This window comes from Lentzea sp. NPDC042327 (assembly GCF_040647275.1).
Lineage (GTDB): Bacteria > Actinomycetota > Actinomycetes > Mycobacteriales > Pseudonocardiaceae > Lentzea.
Window position 1 is genome coordinate 1 of the sequence record NZ_JBEZBX010000006.1, and the last position, 16271, is coordinate 16271.

The 16271-nt window shown below is 71.0% G+C and carries 15 protein-coding genes; 6 read left to right on the forward strand and 9 right to left on the reverse strand.

Annotation, left to right across the window (positions count from 1 at the left end):
- Window positions 1–135: 135 nt before the first annotated feature.
- Window positions 136–885, reverse strand: a complete 750-nt coding sequence (locus AB0A63_RS16845) for a YebC/PmpR family DNA-binding transcriptional regulator (RefSeq protein ID WP_360391528.1) — start codon at window positions 883–885, stop codon at window positions 136–138.
- Window positions 882–1505 carry a pyridoxal 5'-phosphate synthase glutaminase subunit PdxT gene (gene pdxT / locus AB0A63_RS16850; RefSeq protein ID WP_360391530.1) on the reverse strand — a complete coding sequence of 208 codons (624 nt, stop codon included), beginning with the start codon at window positions 1503–1505 and terminating at the stop codon, window positions 882–884. The genes AB0A63_RS16845 and pdxT overlap by 4 nt, the downstream gene beginning before the upstream one ends.
- Before the next feature lie 72 nt (window positions 1506–1577).
- On the opposite strand from pdxT, the gene AB0A63_RS16855 reads away from it, so the two are divergent.
- Complete coding sequence (locus AB0A63_RS16855) at window positions 1578–2207, forward strand: GNAT family N-acetyltransferase (RefSeq protein ID WP_360391532.1); 630 nt, start codon at window positions 1578–1580, stop codon at window positions 2205–2207.
- A 79-nt stretch (window positions 2208–2286) separates the two neighbouring features.
- Here the strand turns inward: AB0A63_RS16855 and AB0A63_RS16860 are convergent, their stop codons facing one another.
- Window positions 2287–3621, reverse strand: a complete 1335-nt coding sequence (locus tag AB0A63_RS16860; RefSeq protein ID WP_360392666.1) for an amino acid permease — start codon at window positions 3619–3621, stop codon at window positions 2287–2289.
- A 139-nt stretch (window positions 3622–3760) separates the two neighbouring features.
- A complete protein-coding gene (locus AB0A63_RS16865; RefSeq protein ID WP_360391535.1) occupies window positions 3761–4948 on the reverse strand; it encodes a PLP-dependent transferase in 1188 nt (395 codons plus the stop codon).
- 74 nt (window positions 4949–5022) lie between these two features.
- Here AB0A63_RS16865 and AB0A63_RS16870 point away from each other — a divergent pair, with 74 nt between their 5' ends.
- The gene (locus AB0A63_RS16870; RefSeq protein WP_360391538.1) at window positions 5023–5463 is read left to right on the forward strand and encodes an Lrp/AsnC family transcriptional regulator; all 441 of its coding nucleotides are present in this window, start codon (window positions 5023–5025) and stop codon (window positions 5461–5463) included.
- On the opposite strand, the gene AB0A63_RS16875 is transcribed toward AB0A63_RS16870, so the two are convergent.
- Window positions 5460–5768 carry an AzlD domain-containing protein gene (locus AB0A63_RS16875; protein ID WP_360391540.1) on the reverse strand — a complete coding sequence of 103 codons (309 nt, stop codon included), beginning with the start codon at window positions 5766–5768 and terminating at the stop codon, window positions 5460–5462. The genes AB0A63_RS16870 and AB0A63_RS16875 overlap by 4 nt on opposite strands.
- A complete protein-coding gene (locus AB0A63_RS16880; protein WP_360391543.1) occupies window positions 5747–6412 on the reverse strand; it encodes an AzlC family ABC transporter permease in 666 nt (221 codons plus the stop codon). The genes AB0A63_RS16875 and AB0A63_RS16880 overlap by 22 nt, the downstream gene beginning before the upstream one ends.
- Window positions 6413–6515: 103 nt before the next feature.
- Between AB0A63_RS16880 and AB0A63_RS16885 the strand changes: the two genes are divergently transcribed.
- The 3 genes from AB0A63_RS16885 to helR all read left to right on the forward strand — a co-directional run bounded on the left by AB0A63_RS16885 (window position 6516) and on the right by helR (window position 10022).
- A complete protein-coding gene (locus AB0A63_RS16885; protein ID WP_360391546.1) occupies window positions 6516–7070 on the forward strand; it encodes an XRE family transcriptional regulator in 555 nt (184 codons plus the stop codon).
- A 67-nt stretch (window positions 7071–7137) separates the two neighbouring features.
- Window positions 7138–7752, forward strand: coding sequence for a hypothetical protein (locus tag AB0A63_RS16890; protein ID WP_360391549.1), 615 nt, complete (start codon window positions 7138–7140; stop codon window positions 7750–7752).
- A gap of 89 nt (window positions 7753–7841) precedes the next feature.
- Entirely contained in the window at window positions 7842–10022 is a 2181-nt protein-coding gene (gene helR, locus AB0A63_RS16895) for an RNA polymerase recycling motor ATPase HelR (RefSeq protein WP_360391552.1), read from the forward strand.
- Between the two features lie 63 nt (window positions 10023–10085).
- On the opposite strand, the gene pdxS is transcribed toward helR, so the two are convergent.
- Window positions 10086–10979 carry a pyridoxal 5'-phosphate synthase lyase subunit PdxS gene (pdxS, locus tag AB0A63_RS16900; RefSeq protein ID WP_179953702.1) on the reverse strand — a complete coding sequence of 298 codons (894 nt, stop codon included), beginning with the start codon at window positions 10977–10979 and terminating at the stop codon, window positions 10086–10088.
- 247 nt (window positions 10980–11226) lie between these two features.
- On the opposite strand from pdxS, the gene AB0A63_RS16905 reads away from it, so the two are divergent.
- The gene (locus AB0A63_RS16905; protein ID WP_360391557.1) at window positions 11227–13284 is read left to right on the forward strand and encodes an elongation factor G-like protein EF-G2; all 2058 of its coding nucleotides are present in this window, start codon (window positions 11227–11229) and stop codon (window positions 13282–13284) included.
- 110 nt (window positions 13285–13394) lie between these two features.
- Here AB0A63_RS16905 and AB0A63_RS16910 read toward each other — a convergent pair whose 3' ends face one another.
- Window positions 13395–14891, reverse strand: a complete 1497-nt coding sequence (locus AB0A63_RS16910; protein WP_360391560.1) for a CoA-acylating methylmalonate-semialdehyde dehydrogenase — start codon at window positions 14889–14891, stop codon at window positions 13395–13397.
- The gene (locus tag AB0A63_RS16915) at window positions 14888–16171 is read right to left on the reverse strand and encodes an aspartate aminotransferase family protein (protein WP_360391563.1); all 1284 of its coding nucleotides are present in this window, start codon (window positions 16169–16171) and stop codon (window positions 14888–14890) included. Before AB0A63_RS16915 ends, AB0A63_RS16910 begins: the two co-directional genes overlap by 4 nt.
- Window positions 16172–16271: the final 100 nt, after the last annotated feature.

The window sequence follows — 16271 nt, forward strand, 5'->3', positions numbered from 1 at the left end:
GGGGCCGGGGCCGCCTTGTGAGCCGGGGCCCCACCTCTTTTTAGATGGTCCAAAAACCCACACACCCCCCCCCCCCCCCCCCCGGGGGGGGGGGGCCCCCCCCCCCCCCCCCCCCCCGCCCACCGCCGGAAGAGGTCAGCCGACCTCGGCCATGACCTCGTCGGACACGTCGAAGTTCGCGAAGACGTTCTGCACGTCGTCGCAGTCCTCCAGCGCGTCGATCAGCTTGAAGATCTTCTTGGCGCCCTCCGCCTCGAGCGCGACGGACACCGACGGCAGGAAGCTCGACTCGGCCGACTCGTAGTCGATGCCCGCGTCCTGCAGCGCCTTGCGCACCGGGATCAGGTCGCCGGCCTCGGAGACGACCTCGAAGGCCTCCCCCAGGTCGTTGACCTCCTCGGCACCCGCTTCGAGCACCGCCATCATCACGTCGTCCTCGGTCGTGCCCGCCTTCGGCACGATGACGACGCCCTTGCGGCTGAACATGTACGACACCGAGCCGGGGTCGGCCATCGAACCGCCGTTGCGGGTCATGGCCGTGCGGACCTCGGTGGCGGCGCGGTTGCGGTTGTCGGTGAGGCACTCGATGAGCACCGCGACACCGTTGGGCCCGTAGCCCTCGTACATGATGGTCTGCCAGTCGGCGCCGCCGGCCTCCTCGCCGCCGCCGCGCTTGCGGGCCCGTTCGATGTTGTCCAGCGGCACCGAGTTCTTGCGGGCCTTCTGGATCGCGTCGAAGAGCGTCGGGTTGCCGTCGGGGTCGCCACCACCGGTGCGGGCGGCCACCTCGATGTTCTTGATCAGCCGCGCGAACAGCTTGCCGCGCTTGGCGTCAATAGCGGCCTTCTTGTGCTTGGTGGTCGCCCACTTGGAGTGGCCGCTCATTTCTCCTCCGTCGAACTTCGGACCATGTCAACGAACAGTCGGTGAACGCGCTCGTCCCCCGTGAGCTCCGGGTGGAACGCCGTGGCCAGCACGTTGCCCTGCCTGACCGCGACGATCCTACCGGCGGCGTCACCCGCCTCAGCCGTGACGGGCACCGTAGCGAGCACCTCGACGCCGCCGTCCACCGCCTCCACCCAAGGTGCCCGGATGAACACGGCGTGAACCGTCTCGCCCTCCAGGTCGAGATCGGTCTCGAACGAGTCGGCCTGCCGGCCGAAGGCGTTGCGCCGGACCGTGACGTCCAGGCCGCCGAGCTGGTGCTGGTGCTCGCGGCCGTCCAGGACGGTGTTGGCGAGCAGGATCATGCCCGCGCACGACCCGTACGCGGGGAAGCCCGCCTTGATCTTGGCCCGCAGCGGCTCCAGCAGCTCGAAGTTGTCGAGCAGCTTGCTCATGGTCGTCGACTCGCCGCCGGGGAGCACGATCCCGTCCAGCTCGTCCAGCTCCTCGGCGCGCCGCACGGGCCGTGCGGTGACATCGCACTTCGCGAGCGACACGAGGTGTTCCTGGACGTCACCCTGGAGGGCGAGCACGCCGATGACGGGAGGGGCAGCAACCATGCCTGCCAGCTTATTCGAGGTGGTCAGCGCACACCTCGCCGGTCCGCCGCCCGCGTGGGGCAGGATCGGCGCATGACCGGTTCGCACCTCACCGCCGTCGTCAAGGACTGGGTCAGGGGCTGGGCGCTGTCCCGCGGCACCCCTGCGCCCGTCGAGGAGCCCGACGGCTACCGCATCGACGTCGGGCTGCCGGGGCACCGGGTGCGCTACGTCCTGCCGGACCCGGCCGCGGCCGGACCGCGTGCCGCCGGGTTGTCCGAGCCCGGCACGTGGCTGAAGGTCTGCGGTGCGCGCGACCAGGTCGAGCTCGGCCCGGCGTGGGTGGTCAGCGCGCCGGAGCACCTGATGAGCGTCGAGCTGGGGACGCGGCCGCCCGTGACCCCGCCGGCCCCCTACACCGTGGAGGTGCGCGGCACCGGTGACGTGGCCGAGGCCGTGGTGCTCGCCGGGAGCGAGGTCGCGGCGAAGGGCCGGGTCGCGGTGCACGGGCGCGCCGCCGTGGTCGACGTGGTGGAGACCGGCCCCGCGCACCGCAGGCGTGGCCTGGGCAGCGTGGTGATGTCGGAGCTGACCCGCACCGCCGCGACCCGGGGTGCGACCCGCGCCGTCCTCGTCGCCTCCGAAGCCGGTCGCGCCCTCTACCTGACCCTCGGCTGGACCGCCGTCTCCCCCGTCACAGCGGCCCACCTGCCCGTTCCCTGAACGCACGCGGGGACCTTTCGTACTCTCAGAGAGTACGAAAGGTCCCCGCGTGCACTGAGCCGAGCAGGAGCCGAGGAGGTCAGTCGACGGGCACGGGCTCCTGCTGCGCCTGCCGCGACTTCACGAACCGCCAGCCGAGGAACAGCACCAGCGCCAGGACGGGGATGGACCAGAACGCGATCCGCTCCGCGTGCCCGGACGAGAACGCCATCTGCCCGACGACGAGCGCGAGGAACCCGAGCGTCAGCCAGGACGTGTACGGCGCGCCGGGCATCCGGTAGGAGGGCCGTTCGACCTCACCCCGCAGCGCCTTCTGCCGCAGCTTCATCTGGCAGACGATCAGCGTGGCCCACGTGGACACCACACCGAGCGAGGCGACGGCGATCGCGATGTCGAACGCGTCCTTCGGGACGGTGTAGTTGAGCACCACGCCGAACAGGTAGGCGGCGCCGGTGAACAGGATGCCGCCGTAGGGCACGTGCCGGGAGTTCATCTTGCCGGTGAACGCCGGTGCCTCGCCCTTCTGCGCCAGCGACCGCAGGATGCGGCCGGTGGAGTAGAGGCCGGAGTTGCACGAGGACAGCGCGGCGGTGAGCACCACGGCGTTCATGATGTCGCCGACCGCGGGGATGCCCAGCGCCGAGAACACGGTCACGAACGGCGACTCGGTGCCGGTGTAGTGGTCCCACGGCAGCAGCATCGTCAGCAGCAGCACGGAACCGACGTAGAAGATGGCGATGCGGTAGACCACGCCGTTGATGGCGCGCGGCATGATCTTCTCGGGGTTCTTGGTCTCCCCGGCCGCGATGCCGACCAGCTCGATGGCCGAGTAGGCGAAGATCACGGCCTGCAGGGTCATCAGCGCGACGCCGAACCCAGCGGGGAACAGGCCGCCGTGGCCCAGGGTGTTGGAGACCGACGCCGTGGTGCCGCCGATGTCCGCGGCGCTGATCACCAGGGCGATGCCGGTGACCAGGAAGACGAGGATCGCCGTCACCTTGATGACGCTGAACCAGAACTCCAGCTCACCGAACAGCTTCACCGACAGCATGTTGATCGCGACGAGGACGACCAGCGCCACCAGCGCGGTGATCCACTGCGGCATGTCCGGGAACCACTTGTGCATGTAGATCGCGACGGCGGTGATCTCGGCGATGCCGGTCATCGCCCAGTTGACCCAGTACATCCAGCCGGAGGTGAAGCCCGCCCACGGGCCGATGAACTCGCGGGCGTACTCCACGAAGCTGCCGGCCACCGGGCGGTGCAGGACGAGCTCGCCCAGCGCGCGCATGACGAAGAACGCCGCGAGGCCGCACACCGCGTAGGACAGGATCAGCGACGGCCCCGCCGCGGCGAGGCGTCCGCCCGCGCCCAGGAAGAGGCCGACGCCGATCGCGCCACCGATTGCGATCATCTGCACCTGGCGCTTGGTCAGCGCCTTGGTGTAGCCGTCCGCATCAGTTTCCACAGAACTCACGAGGAGGTTCCTTCCGAAAACGGAAAATGCCCGCGTCGGAACCTCCCGCGCCCCGACGCGCTGATGCGTCCGGACCTTAGTGAGTGGCGGTCATCACCAAGAAATCAGTTGGGGAAGGCTTAACGTAAGCGACGTCACACAACGCCGCGTCGAGGTCTTCCCAAATGTCCTCGACGTGTTCGAGTCCCACGGAAATGCGCAGCAAATTGTCCGGAACGCCAGAAGCGCGCAGTTCTTCTCCCGGAACGAGCCGGTGCGTCAATGCCGAGGGGTGCTCGATCAGGGTGTCGACCGATCCCAGCGAGACGGCGGGCGTGACCAGCTTCAGCCGCCGCACCACCTCGACCGGGTCGCCGTGCACGCCGAACGCGATCATCGCGCCGGTCCCGCGCATCTGCGCCGTCCTGCCGGGGTAGCGCACGAACTCCACCGCGTCGTGCTCGGCCAGCCGTGCGGCGAGGACGGCCGCCGACCGCGACGCCGCCTCGACCCGCAGCGGCAGCGTGGCGAGCCCGCGGTGCAGCAGGTAGCCGCCCAGCGGGTGCAGCACGGCGCCGGTGATGATCCTGACCTGCCGCAACGCCGCCGCGCGCTCCTCGGAGCAGGCCACGACGCCACCGAGCACGTCACCGTGCCCGCCCAGGTACTTGGTGCCGGAGTGCAGCACGTACGACGCCCCGTGCAGCGCCGGGTTCTGCAGCACGGGCGTGGCGAAGGTGTTGTCGACCATGACCGGGACGGCGCCGGCCTGCCGCACGACGTGCTCGATGTCGACGAGGTCGAGGTTGGGGTTGGCCGGCGTCTCGACAACGACGAGGCCGGTGTCCGGCCGGATCGCAGACGCCACCAGGCCCGCCTCCACGTACGTCGTGGTGACGCCCAGCAGACCCGACGACAGCAGGTGGTCGGTGCCGCCGTAGAGCGGACGCACGGCCACGACGTGCGGTTTTCCCGCCATCACGCAGGCGGCCTGGACGACGGCGGTCACCGCGGCCATGCCACTGCCGAAGGCCACGGCGGCCTCGGTGTGCTCCAGAGCGGCCAGCGCCTGTTCGAACCGCGCCACGGTCGGGTTGTGCAACCGGGCGTACACCGGTGACGCGGCGTGCGCCGCGCCGGTGGCCCACTCCCCCAGCGCCGCCCCGCCGAGCGCCTGGTCGGGCACGGGGTAGGTGGTGGACAGGTCGATGGGAGGAGCGTGCACGCCCAGCTCGGCGAGGTCGTCGCGGCCGCCGTGCACTGCGATGGTCTCCATGCGCGTCATGGCCGGAATGGTGGAGACTTCCTCGGCACTGCGGGCACGGAACCGCACCCGTTTCGGCAGAAGGGCGATTCGCCGTGCTGGATTCGATCGACGAGGCCATCGTGCGGGAGCTGCGGAAGGACGCGCGGCTGCAGAACAAGGACCTGGCCGAACGCGTGAACGTCGCGCAGTCCACGGCCGTGGTCCGGCACCGGGCGCTGCGGGAGCGCGGCGTGATCACCGGCTACCACGCCGAGGTCGACCCGAGCGCGGTCGGGCAGCACGTCCAGGCGATGCTCGCGGTGAAGATCCGGCCGCACACGAAGGAGATCGTCGACCCGTTCATGGCGTACGTGCTGGGCCTGCCGGAAACGCTCGCGCTCTCCCACGTGACGGGTCCGGAGGATTTCCTGGTGCACGTCGCGGTGTCCGACGTCGCTCATCTGCAACGGCTCGTGCTCGACAAGTTCACCAGTCGGCGAGAGGTGACCGAAGTGCACACGAACCTGCTTTTCTCGCACATCAGAAAGCATTAGGCCACGCCGAGCCACCGCAGTCCCGCGGTGGTCGCGGCGGCCAGGACGATTACTGCGACAAAAGGCAGTTTCCGCCACGCCGCGAGACCGCCGACCGCCACTCCGGCGGCGAGCGCCCAGCCGCCGAACTGCTTTCCGCTCGTCAGCGCCGAGATCGCCACCAAGGCGACCAGCAGCACGGTGGCGGAGGCGGACATCAGCTCGCGGACCCGCTCCGGCAGCGTCACGCGGTCGCGCAGCACCGGCCCGGCGAAGCGGATGGCGAAGGTGCCGGCGGCCAGGATCAGGATCGCGGTGACGGGCACGGCTCCTCCTTCGGTGTCTTCTTCTTCGGGGCGCGGAACGCGAAGAGCCCTGCCAGCGCGAGCAGCACGGGCACACCGGCGGGCAGGAACGGCGTCGTCGCCAGCGCGATGACGGCGCCGGCGAGTGCCGCGTTGCGCGTCGCCGCGTCCTTCAGGGCCGGGAGCGTGAGGGCGAGCAGCGCCGCCGGGAAGGCCGCGTCCAGGCCGAACGCCGCCGTGTCCCCGATCGCCTGCCCCACGAGCGCGCCGATGAGCACGCCGGTGTTCCAGCTGAAGAACAACGCCACGCCGCACGCCCAGTAGGCAGCCCGTGCGCGTGCGGGGTCCTTCTGCGCCATGGCGAACGCGGTGGACTCGTCGATCAGCAGGTGGCTGCCGACGACGCGGGCGAGCGGGCTCTTGCCGAGCACGTCCCCGACCGCGAGGCCGAATGGCAGGTGCCGCGCGTTCAGCACGAGACCGGCCAGCACCGCGGCGGCGGGGCTGCCGCCGGCGGCGACCACGCCCACCGCCATGAACTGCGAGCCACCCGCGAAGACCAGCAGCGACATCAGCACCGGCACCCACCACGCCAGGCCGGAGCCCACCGAGATCGCACCGAAGCTGGCGCCGGTCACCGCGGCGCCGAGGGCCACCGCGGTCACGTCGCGCAGGAGGACTGCATCCAGAGTTCGCCAAATCGAACGGACCACCCGATAAGATGAACACCCGGGATCGGTGTTCGTCAAGACGAACGGATGGACTTCTGTGTCGAACGCACCACTCGACCTCATCGCGGCCAACCTCCGGCGGGAGCGCGACCGCAGCGGCATGTCCCTGAGCGAGCTGGCCAAGAAGGCGGGCATCGCGAAGTCGACGCTGTCGCAGCTGGAGTCCGGCGCCGGCAACCCCAGCGTGGAGACCCTGTGGGCGCTCGGCGTCGCGCTGGGCGTGCCGTTCAGCCAGCTCGTCGAACCCGGCGTCCCCCGCGTCCAGGTGATCCGCGCGGGCCAAGGGCCGGTCATCCACTCCGAGCGCGCGCACTACTCCGCGACGCTGCTCGCCGCCTGCCGCCCCGGCACCAAGCACGACCTCTACTGGCTGGCGCTCGAACCGGGCGGCGCCCGCGAGTCGGAGCCGCACGTGCCGGGCAGCGTCGAGCACATGATCGTGGCGACCGGCCGCTGCCTCGCGGGCCTCGCCAGCGACCCGGTCGAGCTCGGGCCGGGCGACTACATCGTGTACCCGGGAGACCTGCCGCACATCTGCAAGGCGCTGGAGCCGGGCACGACGGCCGTGATGGTGATGGAGCACACCGCGTAGCCCGGCAGCGCCGTGGCGGCGCGGTCCGCGAACTACACTCCGCCCCGGAAACCGTCTGGGGGGACACATGTCTGATCCGTTCGCGAGCTTCTCGCCCGAGGAACCCGACCTGGCGCCGGAGCGGCGTTCGGCCAGGATCGCCCGCGCCGCACTGGTCGCCGGTGCCGCGCTCGTCGTCGTGCTGGGCGTCGCCTTCTACTACGTGGCAACGAAACCGGCACCCGAGACCCAAGCCGCGCCGACGAGCACGACGCCGTGGACGCCGCCGCAGGACGTGAACGAGCCGCGCCTCGGCGACTGTGCGCGGGTGGCGGGCGGCATGCTCGACTCGACCTACACGCCGGTCGACTGCGCGGCGGGCGCCCACAACTACGTGGTCGGCAGCCTGCAGCGCCAGGGCGAGGACTGCGGTGCGGCGAGCGGCTCGAAGAAGGACAACTACGCGCGGTACCGCTACAGCGGCCGGCTGGGCGTGTGCCTCGTGCCGGTGTTCGCCGACGGCCGGTGCTACGAGTTCTTCACGCTCAAGACCGATCTGGCGGCGGTCGAGTGCACCGGGGTGGGCTTGCGGGTGAGGGTGCTGGCGAACACCGCCGACGGGGCCGCGTGCGGGACGGACGTCCGGCAGGCGCTGGTCTACCCGGAGACCAGGACGACCTACTGCTTCTCCCGGCCCACTTAACCATATAGCAGACAGGGGCCCTTGCCACAAGCCCCCGTTCATCCCTCAAACTCATCGCGCTAAGCCACAACCAGGCGCTTGGGGAACACGTGTCAAACCAGGGGTACGAAGCAGAACTGCAGTCCGAGCGCGCCTACGTTGCTGATCTGTACGCACGGCTGGATGCCGACCGTGCGCGCGTGAAGGGGGCGTTCACCAGCGCGTTGCGCGGCACCGGCGGCACGGTCATGGAGCGCGACCAGGAGGTGCGCGCCCGGCACAAGGAGATGAAGCGGCTGGAGGTGGCCGACGACGGCCTGTGCTTCGGGCGGCTCGACAGCCTCGACGGCGAGGTGTCCTACATCGGCCGCATCGGCATCTTCGACGAGGAGCGCGACTTCGAGCCGGTGCTGCTGGACTGGCGGGCGCCGTCCGCGCGGCCGTTCTACACGGCCACGGGCGCGAACTCCGAGGGCATGCGGCGGCGGCGCCAGTTCCACACGAACCGGCGCGCGCTGGTCGGCTTCACCGACGAGGTCTTCGGCCGGCCCGACGCCGGCGAGCGCGGGGACGCGGCACTGCTGGCGGCGGTCAACGCGCCGCGCGGCGAGGGCATGCGCGACATCGTGGCGACGATCCAGGCCGAGCAGGACGCGATCATCCGGCTCGAGCACCCCGGTGTGCTGGTGATCGAGGGCGGGCCCGGCACCGGCAAGACGGTCGTGGCGCTGCACCGCGTCGCGTACCTGCTCTACACGCAGCGGGAGCGGATGGAACGCCACGGCGTGCTCGTCGTGGGCCCGAACCCGGCGTTCCTCACCCACATCGGGCGGGTGCTGCCGTCGCTGGGCGAGTCCGACGTGGTGTTCATGACCACCGGCGACTTCGTGCCCGGCCTGAAGGTCACCGCGGAGGACCCGGCGGACGCCGCGCGGCTCAAGGGGTCGCTGAAGATGCTCGACGTGCTCGCGGCCGCGATCGCCGGCCGCCAGCGCCTGCCGGAGGAGCCGATCCCCGTCGGCCTGAAGGACGTCACCGTCCACATCAACGCCGAGACCGCCGAGTGGGCCCGCCAGGAGGCCCGCGACACCGGGCTGCCGCACAACGAGGCGCGCGCGACGTTCGTGGAGATCGTCACCTACGTGCTGACCGAGCGCGCGATCGCCCGCATCGGCAAGGGCTGGCTGTCGCGCGAGGACAAGCAGGGCTGGGAGGACATGCGGTCCGGCCTGCTGAAGGACCTGGCGGAGGACGACCGGTTCCTGGCCGCGGTGGACGAGCTGTGGCCGGTGCTGACGCCGCAGTCCCTGCTGTCGTCGCTGCTGTCCTCACCCGACCTGCTGGCCGCGGCCGGCGGCGACCCGGCGCTGCTGCGCGCCGACGATGCCGCGTGGACGGTCTCGGACGTGCCGCTGCTCGACGAGCTGCACGACCTGCTGGGCCGCGACAAGATCACCGAGATGACCCGCGAGCGGGCGGCGCTGGAGGAGCGCAAGGCCGAGACCGCCTACGCCGAGGCCGTGCTGGACAGCATGACCAACCGCCAGGACCACATGGACGACGAGGACCACCTCTTCGCCACCGACCTGCTGCGGGCGGAGGACCTGGCCGTCCGGTTCGTGGAGCACGACACCCGCACCCTCGCCGAACGCGCCACCGCCGACCGCGACTGGACCTACCGCCACATCGTCGTCGACGAGGCGCAGGAACTGTCCGAGATGGACTGGCGGGTGCTGATGCGGCGCTGCCCCGGCCGGTCGTTCACCGTCGTCGGCGACCTGGCCCAGCGCCGCACCGCCGCCGGTGCCGTGACGTGGGGCGACATGCTCGACCCGTACGTGAAGGACCGCTGGGTCTACCGCTCGCTGACGGTCAACTACCGCACCCCGGCCGAGATCATGGCCGTCGCCGCCCGCGTGCTCGCCGAGTTCGCACCCGACGTGCAGGCCCCGGAGTCGGTGCGCGCCAACGGTGTCCAGCCGTGGGCCCGCCAGGTGAGCACCGCGGAGCTGCCGGCGGCGATCGAGGAGTTCGTCGCGGCGGAGGCGGCCCTGGAGGGCACGAGCGTCGTGATCGGCCCGCCCGGCGTGCCCGGCACGGTGCCCGCCGCGGAGACGAAGGGCCTGGAGTTCGACTCGGTGCTCGTGGTGGAGCCGGAGCGGATCCTCGCGGACGGCCCGCGCGGGGCGGCGGAGCTGTACGTGGCGCTGACCCGTGCCACGCAACGGCTCGGCGTGCTGCACCACGGCCCGTTGCCGGAGGCGTTGAGCTCGTTGCGGCCGGTGGGCTGACGGACGCGAGGAGGGGCCGCACCCGGAGTGGGTGCGGCCCCTCGGCGTTCCTCGCGGGACCGGTTACCAGCCGCGCTCGGCCAGGCGGTGCGGCTCCGGGACGTCCTCGACGTTGATGCCGACCATGGCCTCGCCCAGGCCGCGCGAGACCTTCGCGATGACGTCGGGGTCGTCGTGGAAGGTGGTGGCCTTCACGATGGCCTCGGCGCGCTGGGCCGGGTTGCCGGACTTGAAGATGCCGGAGCCGACGAACACGCCCTCGGCGCCGAGCTGCATCATCATCGCGGCGTCGGCCGGGGTCGCGATGCCGCCGGCGGTGAACAGCACCACGGGCAGCTTGCCGTTCTGCGCGACCTCCTTCACGAGCTCGTACGGCGCCTGGAGCTCCTTGGCGGCCACGTACAGCTCGTCCTCCGGCAGGTTCTGCAGGCGGCGGATCTCCTGGCGGATCTTGCGCATGTGCGTGGTGGCGTTCGAGACGTCGCCCGTGCCGGCCTCGCCCTTGGAGCGGATCATCGCCGCGCCCTCGGTGATGCGGCGCAGCGCCTCGCCCAGGTTCGTCGCACCGCACACGAAGGGGACGGTGAACGCCCACTTGTCGATGTGGTTGGCGTAGTCGGCCGGCGTGAGCACCTCGGACTCGTCGATGTAGTCGACACCGAGCGACGCGAGCACCTGCGCCTCGACGAAGTGGCCGATGCGGGCCTTGGCCATCACCGGGATCGAGACGGCGTTGATGATGCCGTCGATCAGGTCGGGGTCGCTCATCCTGGCCACGCCGCCCTGCGCGCGGATGTCCGCGGGCACGCGTTCGAGCGCCATGACGGCGACGGCGCCGGCGTCCTCCGCGATCTTCGCCTGGGTGGCGTCGACCACGTCCATGATGACGCCGCCCTTGAGCATCTCGGCCATGCCGCGCTTGACGCGGGCAGTGCCCGTGACCTGGTCAGTGCTCACCCTGGGGACCCTTTCACGAGGGGAAGTCGGTCCCCAGAGGCTACGTCCGACGTGGCCCCCTGACCCAAGCCACTGGAGCCACGAAACAGAAGGCCACTTTCCGGCCAACCGCAGGTGGTGACGCTGCTCACTCCACCGCCGCTGTGAACTGTGTTCGCGCACCGGGCGGCACCCGGTCGGGTTTCCGGGCTTGTGACCACCGGTGAACGGGTGTGAGATCGGACACTACGACTTGACGGAGGTCGCCATGGGAAGCAAGGGCTCCGACAACACCACCTCGGCAGGCGCGGTCGCTGTGGACGACCCGGCCAAGGTCCGCAACGTCGTGCTCGTCGGCCCGTCCGGCTCTGGCAAGACGACGCTCACCGAGGCCCTGCTCGCCGCCACCGGCGTGGTCAGCCGCGCGGGATCGGTCACGGAGGGGACGACGGTCTGCGACCACGACCCGGCGGCGGTGCGGCAACAGCGGTCGGTCGGCCTCGCGGTGGCACCGGTCCGGCACGGGGACATCAAGATCAACCTGATCGACACCCCCGGCTACGTCGACTTCGTGGGGGAGCTCAGGGCAGGACTGCGGGCCGCGGACGCGGCCCTTTTCGTCGTCAACGCCTTCGAGGGCGTGGACGCGGCAACGGTGGCGTTGTGGGAAGAGTGTGCGTCGGTGGGCATGCCGCGTGCGGTCGTCGTCACGCGCACGGACCACCATCGCGCCGATCTCACCACCGAGGTGCTCGCGTGCCAGGCGGCGTTCGGCGCGGGCGTGGTGCCGTTGTACGTGCAGGAGGGCGACCGGCTCGTCGGCCTCCTGACCCAGGGCGGCGACTACCCGGAGGAACGGGCCGCGCTGATCGAGGGGATCATCGCCGAGAGCGAGGACGAGACCCTCATGGACCGGTACCTGGCCGGGGAGGACATCGACCAGGACACGCTGATCGCCGACCTGGAGACCGCCGTCTCGCGCGGGTCGTTCCACCCCGTGATGCCCGTGTGCGCCGCGACCGGCCTGGGCCTGACCGAGCTGCTCGACGGCATCGCGCGGGCGTTCCCGTCACCGCTGGAGCACGCGGTGCCCGACGTGACCTCCGTCGACGGCATCCCGCAGCCCCGCATGGCCGCCGACCCGGACGGGCCACTCGTCGCCGAGGTGGTCCGCACCGCCGTGGACTCCTACGTCGGCCGCGTGTCGCTGGTCCGCGTCTTCTCGGGCACGCTGCGGCCCGAACGGCCGGTGCACGTCTCCGGGCACGGCATGGCCGACCGCGGGCACGAGGACCACGACACCGACGAACGCGTCGCGCACATCTACTCGCCGCTGGGGTCGAACCTGCGCGAGGTGCCGTACTGCGTGGCGGGTGACATGTGCGCGTTGACCAAGCTGACCACCGCCGAGACCGGCGACACCGTGTCCGCGCCCGAGCAGCCGCTGCTCATGGCGCCGTGGGACATGCCGGAACCGTTGCTGCCCGTTGCCGTCGTGCCGCGCACCCGCAGCGACGAGGACAACCTGGCGCGCAACCTCAACCGCCTCGTCGCCGGCGACCCCACGCTGCGGCTGGACCGCAACGCCGAGACGCACCAGCTGGTGCTGTGGTGCATGGGCGAGGCGCACGCGGACGTCGTGCTGGCACGGCTGCGGGCGGGCGGCGCGGAGATCGACACCGAGCCGGTGCGCGTGCCGCTGCGGGAGACCTTCGCGGGACCGGCGAAGGGCCACGGCCGGCACGTCAAGCAGTCCGGGGGGCACGGCCAGTACGCGGTGTGCGACATCGTCGTCGAGCCGCTGCCGCGCGGCTCCGGCTTCGAGTTCGTCGACAAGATCATCGGCGGCGCGGTCCCCCACCAGTTCATCCCCTCCGTCGAGAAGGGGGTGCGCGCGCAGCTGGAGAAGGGCCTGCACGACGGCACGCCGGTGGTGGACGTCCGGGTGACCCTCGTCGACGGCAAGGCGCACTCGGTCGACTCGTCGGACGCGGCGTTCCAGACCGCCGGCGCGCTGGCGTTGAAGGAGGCCGCCGCCACCGGGCGCACGCAGCTGCTCGAACCGATGGACGAGCTCGCGATCCGCTTGCCCGACGACCACCTCGGCACGGTGCTGGGCGACCTGTCCGGGCGGCGCGGGCGGGTGCTCGGCACCGAGGCGGGCGAGGGCGGACGCACGGTGATCCGCGCGGAGGTGCCGTCGAGCGAGCTGCTGCGCTACGCCGTCGAGCTGCGCGCGCTGACCTCGGGCACCGGCACGTTCACCCGCCGGTTCTCCCGCTACGACCCGGTCCCGGAGGCACTGGCGGCGCGCACGAGCCGGTAGGCCCGGTCGCCCGCGAGCCCGACGCGCAGGTCGGGAGCGCGGCCGAGGCGGGCCGTCTGCACGAGACCCGCCTCCGCCGACGCCGCCGCGTCCCGCGGCTTCCCGCCGGGCTAGGTGTTCTGCGGGAACCCGAGGTTGACCCCGCCGTGCGACGGGTCCAGCCAGCGCGAGGTGACCACCTTGGAGCGGGTGAAGAAGTGCACGCCGTGCGGTCCGTAGGCGTGCGCGTCCCCGAACAGCGACTCCTTCCAGCCGCCGAAGGAGTAGTAGGCGACCGGCACGGGGATCGGCACGTTCACGCCGACCATGCCGACCTCCACCTCGTTCTGGAACCGGCGCGCGGCACCACCGTCGTTGGTGAAGATGGCGGTGCCGTTGCCGTACCGGTTGGCGTTCACCAGCTCCAGCGCCTCCTCGTAGGTCGAGGTGCGCACGACGGACAGCACCGGGCCGAAGATCTCGTCGGTGTAGACCGACATGCCCGTGCCGACGTGGTCGAACAGGGTCGGGCCGAGCCAGAAACCGCTCGCGTCGCCGTCGATCGGGTGGTCGCGGCCGTCGACCGCGAGCACCGCGCCCGCCTCGACCCCGGCGTCCAGGTAGGACGTCACCTTGTCCCGGTGGGCGCCGGTGACCAGCGGTCCCATCTCGCACGACGGCCCGGAGCCGACCTGGACGTCGGCGATCCTGGACTTGATCTTCTCGACCAGCTCGTCGCCGACCGGGCCGACCGCCACGACCACCGAGACGGCCATGCAGCGCTCCCCCGCCGAGCCGAAGCCCGCCGAGACCGCGGCGTCGGCGGCCAGGTCGAGGTCGGCGTCGGGCAGCACCACCATGTGGTTCTTGGCCCCGCCCAGCGCCTGCACCCGCTTGCCGTGCGCGGTGCCGGTCTCGTAGACGTACTTCGCGATCGGCGTGGAGCCGACGAACGAGATCGCCCTGACCACCGGGTGTTCCAGCAGCCGATCAACGGCCACCTTGTCGCCGTGCACGACGTTCAGCACGCCGTCGGGCAACCCCGCCTCGGCGAACAGCTCGGCGATGAACACCGAGGCACTCGGGTCCTTTTCGGACGGTTTGAGCACCACCGTGTTGCCGCAAGCGATTGCGGTGGGCACGAACCACAGCGGCACCATCGCGGGGAAGTTGAACGGCGAGATCACACCGACCACGCCCACCGGCTGCTGGATCGAGTAGACGTCGACCTTCGTGGAGGCGTTCTCGCTGAAACCGCCCCGCAGCAACGTGGGGATGCCGCACGCGTACTCGACGGACTCCAGGGCGCGCTGGACCTCGCCGCCCGCGTCGGACACCACCTTGCCGTGCTCGGAGCTGACGAGCACGGCCAGTTCGCCCTTGCGCGCGTTGAGCAGCTCGCGGAACTTGAACATCACCGTCGAACGCTGCGCCAGCGACGCGTTGCGCCACTGCGCAAACGCTTTCGCGGCCGTGTCGACCGCTGCGTCCACTTCGGACACCGACGCGAACGCGACCTGGTTCGCGACCTTGCCGGTGGCCGGGTCGTAGACGTCGCCGGTGCGCTCCGGCGTCTCGGCCCAGCTCTTGCCGCCGATCCAGTGCCTGATCATCCCGGGCCCGGTCATGCGCGCGCCACCGCCTGCGCGAGGATGCCCAGCGCCTCGTCCAGCTCGTCCTCGGTGAGGGTCATCGGCGGGGCGAGGCGGATGACGTTGCCGTAGAGGCCGCCCTTGCCGACGAGCAGGCCCAGCGCCCTGGTCTCGTTCAGCACGGTCGTGGCCGCACCGGGGTTGGGCTCGCCCTCGGGACCGACCAGCTCGACGCCGACCATCAGGCCCTTGCCGCGCACGTCGCCGATCACCGGGTGCCGCTCCGCGAGCTCGCGCAGGCCGCCGATCAGCCGGGAGCCGAGCTTGGCCGCGTTGGCCTGCAGGTCGTGGTCGAGCAGGTAGTTCAGCGTCGCCAGCGCGCCGGCGGTGGAGACCGGGTTGCCGCCGAAGGTGGAGATCGAGTTGGCGGTGATGGTGTCCATCAGGTCGCCGCGGGCGACCACGCCGCCGATCGCGAGGCCGTTGCCGAGACCCTTGGCGAACGTCATCGCGTCCGGCACGACGTCGTGCGCCTGGATGCCCCAGAAGTGCTCGCCGGTGCGGCCCCAGCCGGTCTGCACCTCGTCGGAGACGAAGAGGATCCCGTACTCGTCCAGCACGTCCTTGAACGCGCGGAACAGGCCGTCGGGCGGGGAGGTGAACCCGCCGACGCCCTGGATCGGCTCGGCGATCATGCACGCGACGTCACCGGACGTGGTGGTCTCGATGACCTCGCGCAGGTCGTCGACGCAGGCCTTGACGTAGTCGGCGTCGGACAGCGACCTGAACGGGCTGCGGTAGCGGTAGCCGCCGTGCACCCAGCTGACCTTGATCGGCGAGAGCGCAGAGGCCGACCAGCCGCGGTTGCCGGTGATCGCGGTCGTGGCGAACGCGCGGCCGTGGTAGCTGTTGCGCAGCGCCAGGACCTGCTCGCTGCGGCGGGCCTGCGTGGCGAGCATGAGCGCCGTCTCGTTGGCCTCGGTGCCGGAGTTCGTGAAGAACACCTTGGCGTCCGGGATGCCGCTCAGCTCCGCGACCTTCTCCGCCAGCTCGACCTGCGACCTGATCAGGTAAAGCGTGGAGCTGTGCAGCACGCCGGTGTCGAGCTGTGAGCGGATCGCGTCGCTGATCTCGGCCACGTCGTAGCCGATGGCGTTGGTCAGGATGCCCGCGAAGAAGTCGAGGTAGGTCGTGCCCTCGCTGTCGGTCACCCGCCGTCCGTCGGCGCTCGCGATCTCGATGGGCTCGTCGTAGTAGAGGGCCAGCCACTTCGGCATCACCGCGCGGTGTCGTGCCAGCAGCTCCTTGTGGGCCATCACGTCCTCCAGGGGTCTCCACCTGCTCGCGAGTCTGCTGGGGTGACGGGTCCGCCGCCATGCACAACCTGTACCCGGATCGGCTGGTTGGCATTACGTT